This window comes from Acinetobacter soli (assembly GCF_018139125.1).
Taxonomy (GTDB): Bacteria; Pseudomonadota; Gammaproteobacteria; order Pseudomonadales; family Moraxellaceae; genus Acinetobacter; species Acinetobacter soli.
The window spans coordinates 1,436,907-1,448,728 of the sequence record NZ_CP073241.1; the positions used below are offsets into that span (position 1 = coordinate 1,436,907).

The 11,822-nt window shown below is 41.6% G+C and carries 14 protein-coding genes; 11 read left to right on the plus strand and 3 right to left on the minus strand.

The window, feature by feature from the left end; all coding sequences use genetic code 11:
* Nucleotides 1-286 precede the first annotated feature (286 nt).
* The 11 genes from cyoA to alr all read left to right on the plus strand — a co-directional run bounded on the left by cyoA (nt 287) and on the right by alr (nt 9,646).
* Nucleotides 287-1,339, plus strand: a complete 1,053-nt coding sequence (gene cyoA, locus KCV09_RS06565; protein ID WP_151815245.1) for a ubiquinol oxidase subunit II — start codon at nt 287-289, stop codon at nt 1,337-1,339.
* A 3-nt stretch (nt 1,340-1,342) separates the two neighbouring features.
* A complete protein-coding gene (gene cyoB / locus KCV09_RS06570) occupies nt 1,343-3,334 on the plus strand; it encodes a cytochrome o ubiquinol oxidase subunit I (protein ID WP_004938895.1) in 1,992 nt (663 codons plus the stop codon).
* Between the two features lie 4 nt (nt 3,335-3,338).
* A complete protein-coding gene (gene cyoC, locus KCV09_RS06575; protein WP_004938897.1) occupies nt 3,339-3,959 on the plus strand; it encodes a cytochrome o ubiquinol oxidase subunit III in 621 nt (206 codons plus the stop codon).
* A complete protein-coding gene (locus tag KCV09_RS06580) occupies nt 3,959-4,285 on the plus strand; it encodes a cytochrome o ubiquinol oxidase subunit IV (RefSeq protein WP_004938898.1) in 327 nt (108 codons plus the stop codon). Before cyoC ends, KCV09_RS06580 begins: the two co-directional genes overlap by 1 nt.
* 10 nt (nt 4,286-4,295) lie before the next feature.
* Nucleotides 4,296-5,174, plus strand: a complete 879-nt coding sequence (gene cyoE, locus KCV09_RS06585) for a heme o synthase (protein WP_151745947.1) — start codon at nt 4,296-4,298, stop codon at nt 5,172-5,174.
* Between the two features lie 185 nt (nt 5,175-5,359).
* A complete protein-coding gene (gene rpsF, locus KCV09_RS06590; RefSeq protein ID WP_004938902.1) occupies nt 5,360-5,746 on the plus strand; it encodes a 30S ribosomal protein S6 in 387 nt (128 codons plus the stop codon).
* 11 nt (nt 5,747-5,757) lie between these two features.
* On the plus strand, nt 5,758-5,985 hold the full coding sequence (gene rpsR / locus KCV09_RS06595) for a 30S ribosomal protein S18 (protein ID WP_004928375.1): 228 nt from the start codon (nt 5,758-5,760) through the stop codon (nt 5,983-5,985).
* Between the two features lie 8 nt (nt 5,986-5,993).
* The gene (rplI, locus tag KCV09_RS06600) at nt 5,994-6,440 is read left to right on the plus strand and encodes a 50S ribosomal protein L9 (RefSeq protein ID WP_004938905.1); all 447 of its coding nucleotides are present in this window, start codon (nt 5,994-5,996) and stop codon (nt 6,438-6,440) included.
* Between the two features lie 94 nt (nt 6,441-6,534).
* Nucleotides 6,535-6,834 carry a TM2 domain-containing protein gene (locus KCV09_RS06605; RefSeq protein WP_004938907.1) on the plus strand — a complete coding sequence of 100 codons (300 nt, stop codon included), beginning with the start codon at nt 6,535-6,537 and terminating at the stop codon, nt 6,832-6,834.
* Between the two features lie 266 nt (nt 6,835-7,100).
* Nucleotides 7,101-8,546: a replicative DNA helicase gene (dnaB, locus tag KCV09_RS06610; protein WP_004938909.1), complete on the plus strand. Its 1,446-nt coding sequence runs from the start codon at nt 7,101-7,103 to the stop codon at nt 8,544-8,546.
* A 26-nt stretch (nt 8,547-8,572) separates the two neighbouring features.
* A complete protein-coding gene (gene alr / locus KCV09_RS06615; RefSeq protein ID WP_151815244.1) occupies nt 8,573-9,646 on the plus strand; it encodes an alanine racemase in 1,074 nt (357 codons plus the stop codon).
* 39 nt (nt 9,647-9,685) lie between these two features.
* On the opposite strand, the gene KCV09_RS06620 is transcribed toward alr, so the two are convergent.
* The 3 genes from KCV09_RS06620 to KCV09_RS06630 are packed head-to-tail and all read right to left on the minus strand — an operon-like array spanning nt 9,686 to nt 11,814.
* Complete coding sequence (locus KCV09_RS06620) at nt 9,686-10,420, minus strand: proteasome-type protease (RefSeq protein WP_004938914.1); 735 nt, start codon at nt 10,418-10,420, stop codon at nt 9,686-9,688.
* Nucleotides 10,421-10,435: 15 nt separating this feature from the next.
* Entirely contained in the window at nt 10,436-11,215 is a 780-nt protein-coding gene (locus tag KCV09_RS06625) for a transglutaminase family protein (RefSeq protein ID WP_119026149.1), read from the minus strand.
* A complete protein-coding gene (locus KCV09_RS06630; RefSeq protein ID WP_025094465.1) occupies nt 11,212-11,814 on the minus strand; it encodes an alpha-E domain-containing protein in 603 nt (200 codons plus the stop codon). Before KCV09_RS06630 ends, KCV09_RS06625 begins: the two co-directional genes overlap by 4 nt.
* Nucleotides 11,815-11,822 lie beyond the last annotated feature (8 nt).

Here is an 11,822-nt window from a genome sequence, read left to right on the forward strand (position 1 = left end):
AAATTTACACTGTGCAGTTCATTTCTTGAGCTTGATGTGCCTGTTGTCAAACCGCTAGAATAAGCTAAACCGAGTGAAAAACTCAGGTTTATCAACAGGCATATAAAGCGACTTTTGTATAGCTTAGTTTGTCGTTATCAGGCATAATGCCCTACAACGTAGCAGTGTCTCATGATCGAGAAATATGTTCTATTTTACATAGAAATTATTCTTCTCAATCATGCGACACTTTTATCGCTATCCCGTTTTTTCAAACGGGAATGGGACTCTTCACCGAGGTTGTAAAATGAGACAAACGATTTTAGCTGTATTGTCTTTATCTACGATTGCCGCACTTTTAACAGGGTGTGGTGGTGATATGGTACTTCTAAACTCAAAAGGTCCAGTGGGTCAGGGTCAAGGCGACCTCATGATGACTGCGATCTACCTAATGTTATTGGTGGTTATCCCATCAATTATCATGGCACTGTGGTTTAGTTGGAAATATCGCGCGTCGAATAAAGATGCAGACTATAAACCTACATGGGCACATTCAACTGCAATCGAAATTGTAGTATGGGGTGTTCCAGTCATTATTATTGGTATTCTAGCTTGGTTAACTTGGTGGGGTTCCCACAAGTATGACCCATACCGCCCTCTGGATTCAGATAAAGCACCTTTGACTATTCAGGTTATTGCTGAACAGTTTAAGTGGATTTTTATCTATCCTGAACAAAATATTGCAACGGTTAATGAAGTACGTTTCCCAGAAAAAACTCCATTAAGCTTCAAAATCACCTCTAACTTTACGATGAACTCGTTCTTCATTCCACAGTTAGGTGGACAGATTTATGCAATGGCGGGCATGCAAACTCATTTGCATTTGCAAGCTGATGAAACTGGTGTATTCCGCGGTATATCATCAAACTACTCAGGTTACGGTTTCTCACAAATGCGTTTTAAAGCGCACAGTGTAACTGACGCTGAATTTGCTCAATGGGTTGAAGCAGTAAAAGCTGGTAAGGGTAATACAATTAATCCTGCCGCTGTTCAAAAAGGTCTTCTTGATCAACCTGAACTTGCTGCGCTTAAAGACGGTGACCGTTCTAAACACCAGATCGAAGCTTTAGTCAATCGTGCCAAAGCTGCTGGTGATGAAGAAGCTCTTGCGAAAGCTGAAGCGATGAAGCCGTTCCCGAACAAGCCACACCCTGTGACATATTACTCTTCGGTTGAACCTAGATTGTTTGAAACAGTTATCAATCGTTACATGAGTAACTATCATGGTGCTGATCACTCTGCTGGACATGCAACGGCAGACACTCATGCTGCAGCTCCACACGCTGCTCAAGGGGAATAAGACATGGATATGATTTTTGGCAAACTGGGTTGGGATTCTATTCCAACAGAGCCGATTGTACTCGTTACCATGGTCATTATGGCAATTGGTGCAATTGCTGTTTTTGGCGGGATCACTTACTTTAAAAAGTGGGGATACCTCTGGAATGTATGGTTTAAAACTGTAGACCATAAAAAGATTGGTATCATGTATATCATCGTATCCGTGATCATGCTTTTGCGTGGTTTCGCAGATGCGATCATGATGCGTCTTCAACTTTTCCTCGCCCGTGGCGGTGGTGAAGGTTACTTGCATCCAGACCACTACGATCAGATCTTTACCGCACACGGTGTGATCATGATTTTCTTCGTGGCAATGGGTCTTGTAGTGGGTATGATGAACATTTCTGTTCCACTACAGATTGGTGCACGTGACGTAGCATTCCCTTTGCTTAACTCTTTAAGCTTCTGGTTATTTGCTGGTGCGGCTGGCCTCATGATGGCTTCGCTTGTACTTGGTGAGTTTGCTGCAACAGGTTGGATGGCTTACCCGCCTCTATCTGGTATTCAGTATTCACCAGGCGTGGGTGTTGATTACTATATCTGGGCGCTTCAGGTTTCTGGTTTAGGTACACTTTTATCTGGTGTTAACTTCTTTGTTACCATCATTAAAATGCGTGCACCAGGCATGAAACTTATGGACATGCCAATCTTTACCTGGACATCTTTGTGTACTGCGGTACTGATTATTGCTGCATTCCCTGTGCTAACAGCAACCCTAGCTATGCTAACGCTTGACCGTTACTTTGGCTTCCATTTCTTCACAAACGAGCTTGGCGGTAGCCCAATGCTATATGTGAACTTGATCTGGACATGGGGTCACCCTGAAGTATATATCTTGGTACTTCCAGCATTTGGTTTGTATTCAGAAATTGTTGCAACGTTCTCCCGCAAGACACTTTTTGGTTACAAATCAATGGTGTATGCAACAATTGCAATTACTGTGCTTGCGTTCGTCGTTTGGTTACACCACTTCTTTACTATGGGTGCTGGTGCCAACGTTAACGCATTCTTCGGTATCATGACCATGGTCATTGCAATTCCGACTGGTGTGAAAATCTTCTCATGGTTATTTACCATGTATAAAGGTCGTATCACTTTCGAAACGCCAATGCTTTGGACAATCGGCTTCTTGGTTACCTTTGGTATTGGTGGTCTGACCGGTGTTCTTATGGCTGTACCGCCAGCAGACTTCTTGGTTCACAACTCCCTGTTCCTTATTGCTCACTTCCATAACGTTATTATTGGTGGTGTGGTATTTGGTATGTTTGCAGGTATCATTTTCTACTGGCCAAAAATGTTTGGCTGGAAGCTTAATGAAGCTTGGGGCAAAGCAGCGTTCTGGTTCTGGTTCTTTGGTTTCTATTTTGCATTCATGCCGCTTTATATCCTTGGTTTCATGGGTATGACTCGTCGTTTGAATACATATGACAACCCTGAATGGGACCCGTACTTGGCTATTGCACTCTTTGGTGCCGTGCTTGTTGCAATCGGTATTGCATGTTTCTTGATGCAAATTATTGTAGGTTTCCTACAACGTCATCAAAACATGGACCATACAGGCGATCCATGGGATAGTCGTGTGCTCGAGTGGTCTACCTCTTCTCCTGCTCCGTTTTATAACTTTGCTAAAATTCCTGAAATCCGTGGTATTGACACGTTCTGGACTGACAAAGAAAACGGTGTAGCGTATGCACGCCCGACTAAATATGAAGACATTCATATGCCAACAGACCGTGCAGCTGGCTTTGTTATGGCGATGTTTATCAGCGCTATGGGCTTTGCACTTATCTGGCACATCTGGTGGCTAGTAGCAGTAACGTTTATTGCTTCAGTTGTAAGCCTGATTCGCAGTTCATTCACAAAAGAAGTGGATTACTACGTACCTGCTGCTGAAGTTGAGCGTATCGAAAACGAACGTTACGCGTTACTTGAAAAACACTTGAAGAAGGACTAAGTAAATGGCTGAAGTACTTCATCACGAAAACCATGGACACGACGATCATCACGAACATGATGATACGGACTTAACGGTCTTTGGTTTTTGGACATACTTGATGAGTGACTTGATTTTATTCGGTACACTCTTCATCGCGTTCGCTGTATTGAGCAGCCATGTTCCACCAGGCACACCAACAGCACACGATTTGTTCAGTGAATCATTAGGTTTTGTTTTAACTGAAACATTTGCCCTCTTGATCTCATCTGTAACGTTTGGTTTTGCGGTTCTTGCATCATACAAAAAGAACGTCAACCAAGTGATTGTATGGCTTTTTGTCACCTTCATTTTTGGTGCATCGTTCATTGGTATGGAACTTTATGAATTTCATCATTTAGTTCACGCTGGACATGGTCCGAGCACAAGTGCGTTCTTATCTGCGTTCTTTACCTTAGTAGGTACGCACGGTATTCACGTAACTTCTGGCTTGGTGTGGATGCTTGTTTTGATGTATCAAATCAAGACTCAAGGCCTCACTTTACCAAACACCCGTCGTCTTGCTTGTCTAAGCTTGTTCTGGCACTTCCTTGATATCGTATGGATCTGTGTATTCAGTATCGTTTACCTAATGGGAGTTCTCTAATGAGTCATGATCATAATGCTTCTGGCGCTTCACATGGTAACTTCAAGCAATACACGATTGGATTCATCCTATCAGTCGTGTTAACCATTATTCCGTTTGGAATGGTTATGGCTGGAGGGTTTGGTCGTGGCCTACTCATGACTGTAATCGGTATTACTGCCGTTGCTCAGGTATTGGTTCAACTTGTGTTCTTTTTACACATGAATACCTCATCTGAACAACGCTGGAATCTTATTGCATTTATCTATACCATTTTAACGATTGCTATCTTGCTAGTCGGTTCGGTATGGATCATGAATTACCTTCATTTCAACATGATGATCTAAACTGATTGTCATGCTGAAAAAGTATTTATTCCTGACAAAACCAGGAATTCTGTTTGGTAATTTCATTACCACCTTGGGCGGCTTCTTTTTAGCCGCCCAAGGCCATGTAGATTTCCTTTTACTTATCCTTACTCTTCTAGGAACCACTTTTGTTGTCGCCTCTGGTTGTGTGGTCAATAATGTGATTGATCAAGATATCGACCAGAAAATGGAGCGTACACAAAATCGTGCCTTAGTGAAAAAAACCATTTCTCCTACTACTGCACTCATTTTTGCCTTGGCTTTAGGTTTAATTGGGTTTGGTATTTTATGGTTTTGGGTAAATCCGTATTCATTTGCATTTGCTTTTATTGGTTTTGTTGTTTATGTGGTGCTTTATAGTCTTTGGACGAAGCGCACATCTATTCATCAGACTATCATTGGCAGTGTCTCTGGAGCATGTCCGCCGGTTATTGGTTACACGGCAGTGAGTCAGCAATTTGATGTTGCGGCATTGCTTGTATTTTTGGCTTATGCGCTGTGGCAAATGCCTCATTCTTGGGCCATTGCGATTTATCGATTTGATGACTACAAAAATGCTGGGATTCCTATTCTTCCTGTTGCACGTAGCGTCTTTCGAACCAAAGTGGAATGTTTAATTTACATTGTACTTTTTGCGGCGGTTCTAAATGGACTGTACTGTTTTGGCTATACCAATATTTTCTTCCTGATCACCTTCAATGCACTCAGTGCATACTGGTTATATTTGTCGATTATTGGTTTCAAGGCAGAAAATGATCAACTCTGGGCAAAGCGTTTGTTTCTCTTTTCTGTAATTTTGATTACGTTATTGAGCTTAAGCTTTAGTTTTAGTTATCAGTCCCCTGCTCCAAATCTTCCTCTCTTTTAATAAGAGAGGATTATTTTATAGATCATCAGAAATAAATCACGTCGTTTTTGCTAATTCATTTGTTTTCAATACCGTTATTCTTTATAATCTAGCCTCGCTATTTTGCGACATAGCTTTTTAAGCTATGACTCCTTGCTTCTGACCACAATATGGTTAGGGGCTGTTTAAACCGTAAGGAGCTGACAATGCGTCACTACGAAATCGTACTCTTGGTACATCCAGACCAAAGCGATCAAGTTGTGGGTATGGTTGAACGCTATATCTCACAAATTAAAGAAGCTGAAGGTCAAATTCACCGTCTAGAAGATTGGGGCCGTCGTCAATTGGCTTACCCAATTAACAAGATTCATAAAGCACACTACATTCTAATGAATGTTGAATGTGGTCAAACGACTCTTGATGAGCTTGAAGAATTGTTCCGTTATAACGATGCAATTATTCGTAACATCATTATCCGTCGTGAAAACGCAATCACTGAAGAATCTTTACTTGCTAAAAGTGCTGAAGAAAAACGTGCGCGTAAAGCTCAACGTGAAGAAGCACAACAAGCTCAAGAATCTGCTGAAGCTTAAGGAGAACATCAATGGCACGTTTTTACCGTCGTCGCAAGTTCTGCCGCTTTACAGCTGAGAATGTTGCGTACATCGACTACAAAGATATCGACACTTTAAAACAGTACATCACTGAAAACGGCAAGATCGTTCCTAGCCGTATCACTGGTACTAAAGCTCGTTATCAACGTCAACTCGCGCTTGCGATCAAACAAGCTCGTTACTTGGCTTTGATTCCGTACACTGACAACCATAAGTGAGGTGAGCTGTGGACGTTATCTTATTACAACGCATTAAAAACCTAGGTAAACTTGGTGACAAAGTATCAGTTAAAGCTGGTTATGGCCGTAACTTCTTGATCCCTCAGGGTAAAGCTGTTGCTGCAACCGAAGCAAACACTGCTGCTTTTGAAGCTCGTCGTGCTGAACTTGAAAAACAAGAAGCTGAAGTTTTGTCTTCTGCTCAAGCACGTGCTGATCAATTGAACGAAGTTAACATCGTAATCACTGCGAAAGCTGGTGACGAAGGTAAACTATTCGGTTCAATCGGTACTCGTGATATTGCAGACGCATTAACAAATGCTGGTCTTGCAGTTGACCGTGCTGAAGTACGCCTACCAAACGGTGCGCTTCGTCACACTGGTGAATTCAACATCGCAATCCAATTGCACCATGATGTTGTTGCAGAAGTTCTCGTTACAATCGTATCTGAGTAATTTTTGCTTCACAAAAAAAGCATGCTTTTTAGCATGCTTTTTTTATTATTAAAATGATGAATTTTTACACGATGATTTATAGATGGTAATAACGATGAAAAAGAAAAATCGAATTGTTGCTCTTATTCTTGCCATGTTCTTTGGAATTCTAGGGCTAGATCGCTTCTATCTTGGAAAAAAACTGAGTGGTTTTTTAAAATTAATTACGCTAGGTGGGCTGGGGTTTTGGTGGTTTATCGACTTCACTCTACTGCTTATCGATGCATTTCTTTATTCTCTTGGGAAAGATACTGGATTTGTCAAAGATGCAGCTCATAATAATCTTCGTTATGGGCTTTCGCTTTATCGATTAAAACATGGCAAGTTTGAAAAAGACTGGTTTGCCAAGCCTTAAATTTTATTTTACTCAAAATAAGCATGAAGAGATTGAATATCTCATCTCTTCATGAATGATCGAATAGAGATCACCTTCAATCATCTTTTCCCTTAATACCACTGTACAATCTACCTCAGTGTTTTGTGTGCTTATCATCAAAGTGTTGATTGAATAGACTATTGTACTGCTTACACAATTTTCAATGAATTTATTTGTCCTGTTCCGCTGCATTTGCATTAAGATAGGCACTTGGTTTTTGGTTCATCTTTTTATTAGGTCTTGCTATGTCACAGGCGAATGCCAATTTTACAAAAAATTCTCCAAACACAGAGAGTAAAGTGAGTGACTCAGGTCAGTTAAAAGAATTTCGTACCCCACCGCATAATTTAGCTATTGAACAAGCTGTTTTGGCAGCCTTAATGACCGTTGCCGAATCTTTTGAACAAGTGGGTGACTTACTCAAAGAAAATGATTTTTATGCGACACGCCATAAATATATCTATCGTGCTATTGAAAAATTAGCCCTTGAGAACTCTCCGTACGATGCTGTATTGGTCAATGACTGGTTACTCAAACAAAATCTACTCGATGCCATTGGCGGTGAAGAATATTTAATGCAACTAATGGCAGATTCGCCATCGAGTTTTTACAATCTTGAAACCTATGCCAATAAAATTAAAGAGTTTTCAACACTTCGAAGCATGATCAAGGTCAGCAGTGACATTTTACAAAATGCCTATGACACCAAAGGTCGCCCGGTCAGCGAAATTTTGGATTTGGCTGAAACCAATATTTTTTCGCTGGCCGAACAGCACAATAACAACAAAAAAGATGCAGGCCCAAAATCGATTAGCTCGGTAACCGCAGATGTCATCACCAAACTCGATGAACTATCGAAACTTGATGGCAATATTACCGGGCTATCTACTGGTTTTCTTGAGCTTGATAATAAAACCTACGGAATGCAGTCTGGCGATATGATTATCGTGGCCGCACGTCCATCAATGGGTAAAACTACTTTTGCCATGAATTTGGTCGAAAGTGTACTTTTCAACTGTAATTTACCTGCGTTGGTATTTTCGATGGAAATGCCCGCAGATTCGATTGCCATGCGTCTGATTTCATCTTATGGCAAAGTGCATCAAGGACATTTACGTTCGGGCAAGCTCGACGGCGATGAATGGTCGAAGGTCACGGGTACAATTTTACAACTTCAAGAAAAGCATTTGTACATCGATGACTCCTCCGCACTTCCACCCACAGAAGTTCGTGCACGGGCTCGACGTATTGCCAAACAACATGGTGGTAAACTCGGCTGTATCATGATCGACTATTTGCAGCTCATGAAAGTTCCGGGCATGGGTGACAACCGTGTAGGTGAGATTGGTGAAATTTCGCGAAGTTTAAAAGCACTTGCCAAAGAGATGGAATGTCCTGTGATTGCACTATCTCAGCTCAACCGTAGTTTAGAAAATAGACCCAATAAACGTCCGGTCATGTCAGATTTGCGTGAATCGGGTGCGATTGAGCAGGATGCCGACTTAATCATGTTTATTTATCGTGATGAAGTCTATAACAAAGAATCTAAAGAAGCAGGCACCGCCGAAATTATCATTGGTAAGCAACGTAACGGCCCAATTGGTACTGTGCGATTGGCTTTTGAGGGACAGTACACACGCTTTAGTAATCTCTCGCCAGAGTATTACAGCCAATACGATGACGAAGAGTAAGTTAGATTTGCAAGGGAGTAATCAGGGTGCGTCAAGCGACAGTCTACATCGACCAAACAGCACTTCAGCATAATTTTAATCGTGTTAAAGCGCTGGCACCAAATGCCAAGGTGGTGAGTATGGTCAAGGCCAATGCTTATGGGCATGGTGTCAAAGACTGTTTAGATGCCTTAAATGCCACAGATTCATTTGGGGTGGCGTGCTTGAGTGAAGCCTTAGAAATCCGACAAGCTGGCTATCAACACCCTGTGACACTCATAGAGGGCGTGTTTTCAGAACAAGAAATGCCTGTTGTACTTCAGCACCGATTCGAATGCGTGGTTCATCAGGCTGAGCAATTAAACTGGCTGCTTGCTCACAAAACCCAATATAACGCGCAAGGACTTAAGGTCTGGGTCAAACTCAATAGCGGCATGAACCGCTTGGGTTTTAAACCAGAAGTGATTGTAGATATAATTAAATTACTACAATCTGAAGGTTTTCACTGTGTTTTAACTATGCATTTTGCCAATGCAGATGAGCCTGATCATCCCATGAATCGGCAGCAGATCGACACCCTGCTGAGCATTCAATCTCAATGCACACCTATTGAGCTCTCGTGCTGTAATTCGGCCGCGATCTATAACTGGCCAGAGTTGCATTTTGATTATGTCCGCCCAGGTATTATGCTTTATGGTGCAAGCCCATTTGCAGATCGAAGTATAGAAGAATTAGGCCTGAAACCGGTGATGCGTTTAACTGCCAGTGTGATGGCAATCAATCATCTTAATACGGGTGATCGTGTTGGTTACGGTTCACTATTTACTGCGCCCCATGCAATGGACATTGCCATCGTTTCGATTGGCTATGGTGATGGCTACCCGCGTGCCTTTATTGAACAAAATTATGTTTCAATAAATGGCCAATTAAAGCCACTAATTGGTCGCGTGAGTATGGATATGCTGGCTATTGATATCACAGATGAACAGATTGAACTTGGAGCAGAAGTCGAATTGTGGGGCGAAAAACGCTTGGTCGATGATGTAGCTAAAGCCAATGGAACGATCGGCTATGAACTGCTGTGTCGTCTTACCCAACGTCCACAGCGTCAAAAAATTTAAATTGAGCTGACTGCATTTATCTGGAATAAATTTAAGTCTTTATTCCAGATAGTCTTCTTCAGGTTTAGGAATTTCATGTAGACCACGGCGTAAAGTTTCAGACCATTGTCGGCTGATCTTTTGAAAATACTCATCTTGTTGAGTGATTCGTTTCCCTCTTGGCATTTTCAATGTATCCGCACGATAAACCAGCAAATCGAGTGGCATACCCACAGATACATTTGATCTGAGCGTCGAGTCAAACGAAATTAAGCTACAGCGTACAGCTTCATCGAGTGGCATATCGTAGGTAAGCGCACGGTCTAGAATCGGCTTACCATATTTACTTTCCCCAATTTGAAAAAATGGCGTATCTTTAGTGGCACAGATAAAATTCCCTTGAGGATAAATATGATATAACTGCATTTCAGTATTACCAATTTGTCCGCCTACCAACAAGTTACAATAATAATTACTTTGTTCTTGGGTATCATCGGTCACATCTGCAATGATTTTACGTAAAGTACGCCCAACATGCTGCGCCACCTCAAACATGGTATTGAGCGTATAAATATTTGGCTCTTCTTGCAACGTTAACTGATTACGCAAATGTCCAATCACCGCCTGAGTCGTTGCTAAATTTCCGGCAGTTTGAATCGCAATAATACGATCCCCTTCTTTACCAAAAGTATAAAGTTTGCGAAAAACCGAGATTTGATCCACACCTGCATTTGTTCGTGTATCACTGATAAACACCAAACCATCTTTTAAACGTAATGCACAACAATAGGTCATATATTCCACTTCCATCTAACACGCCAACACTTGCACCGTTGATATCATCTTTTCAATACCCCCCTTTTCACGAATCCCCCGTACAGGAGCGGCATCAAAATAATCACGTCCTATTGCAACATAAATTAACGTGTTTGGCTCAAAAATCTGATTACTGACATCGAAACAATGCCATTTTTCGTCAAGATACACTTCCGCCCATGCATGGCTGGCCAAGTGCGGCGAATTATTATCATACAAATAACCAGAAATATAGCGCGCAGGTAATCCAAGCGCCCTGCACATTGCCACCATAATGTGGGCATGATCCTGACACACACCATTTTTTAACTCAAACGCATGCTCCGCAGTGGTTTGCACTGTTGTCGATTCAGGCAAATACGAAACGTGCCTTAAGATACGTTCACTCAAAACACGCAAACTATTGAGCGTTTTATTACTCATAATAGACATCGCAAAGTCCAGCATCTCAACCGAGCATTGTGTTGCAGGTGTATGTTGCAAAAACAATTCCACAGGTAGGTGCAGTGCATGGTTTACACCACTTCGAGGAGACAACTCAATTATACCCTGCGCCATAATGGTGAGATTCAGATAATTAAAACGTTGCGACGAAGTCATCCAAATATTATCAAAGATATCGCGCTGAACATCATGTACACCTGGGACACTAATGTCCCAGTTATGTACAGTTTGATGCGCTGAACTTTGGGGAACCATCTTGATATACTGGATACTGTTACACGCCATTTCACTGTAATGGTAATGGGTTTGATGGTTCACCATTAACTTCATGCAGTTCCCTCAAACATTAACTGCAATTGATCGCCAAAGTGATAAAGTGACATGGTGTCTGGAGACTGCTTCAATGAAATCCAAGCATCATCAAGTGCAGTCCATCCCAATTCATTTAATAGCCCTACAATCACATCGATTTCATTTAATACCGCTGATGGGTCTTGTTTAAACCGTATCAGACTGTCTAGCAGTTCAAGCTTTTGACCCAAACTAAAAAACAAAAAGACATCTTCAGATTCAGACTCCAGCAGCTCATTACATTCCGAAACAACATCGCATATATAACCCGGCTGACTACTGGCATTTTTCACTAGTTGAATCATTTCAGCGTATGTATTTGCACTCAATACGGCGCGCAGTTCATGAATATTATCGCGTGCCACTGCAAACTGGCTCATTAATGAAAATTGCTGTTCAGGATCAAGTGCCAAGGTGTTGAGTGATGCAGCATCATAAGCTGGCAAACAAAACGCATGACTAAAATCAATTGCCTTTTGATCGTCCGTAAAAGGGAGTTTATTGCAAAAGTACTGGATGCGCGTTAAATAGCGCCCTAACCAAAAAATATTATTCGCGTTTGAACTAAGTAAAATCATAAAGTTCC

Excerpts from the sequence above, each read along its gene's own strand:
- cyoE (WP_151745947.1), top strand. The coding sequence starts at position 4,296 with ATGCTGAAAAAGTATTTATTCCTGACAAAACCAGGAATTCTGTTTGGT.
- cyoA (WP_151815245.1), top strand. The coding sequence starts at position 287 with ATGAGACAAACGATTTTAGCTGTATTGTCTTTATCTACGATTGCCGCA.
- dnaB (WP_004938909.1), top strand. The coding sequence starts at position 7,101 with ATGTCACAGGCGAATGCCAATTTTACAAAAAATTCTCCAAACACAGAG.
- KCV09_RS06630 (WP_025094465.1), bottom strand. The coding sequence starts at position 11,814 with ATGATTTTACTTAGTTCAAACGCGAATAATATTTTTTGGTTAGGGCGC.
- cyoC (WP_004938897.1), top strand. The coding sequence starts at position 3,339 with ATGGCTGAAGTACTTCATCACGAAAACCATGGACACGACGATCATCAC.
- rpsF (WP_004938902.1), top strand. The coding sequence starts at position 5,360 with ATGCGTCACTACGAAATCGTACTCTTGGTACATCCAGACCAAAGCGAT.
- KCV09_RS06625 (WP_119026149.1), bottom strand. The coding sequence starts at position 11,215 with ATGAAGTTAATGGTGAACCATCAAACCCATTACCATTACAGTGAAATG.
- KCV09_RS06605 (WP_004938907.1), top strand. The coding sequence starts at position 6,535 with ATGAAAAAGAAAAATCGAATTGTTGCTCTTATTCTTGCCATGTTCTTT.
- cyoB (WP_004938895.1), top strand. The coding sequence starts at position 1,343 with ATGGATATGATTTTTGGCAAACTGGGTTGGGATTCTATTCCAACAGAG.
- KCV09_RS06620 (WP_004938914.1), bottom strand. The coding sequence starts at position 10,420 with ATGACCTATTGTTGTGCATTACGTTTAAAAGATGGTTTGGTGTTTATC.
- KCV09_RS06580 (WP_004938898.1), top strand. The coding sequence starts at position 3,959 with ATGAGTCATGATCATAATGCTTCTGGCGCTTCACATGGTAACTTCAAG.
- rpsR (WP_004928375.1), top strand. The coding sequence starts at position 5,758 with ATGGCACGTTTTTACCGTCGTCGCAAGTTCTGCCGCTTTACAGCTGAG.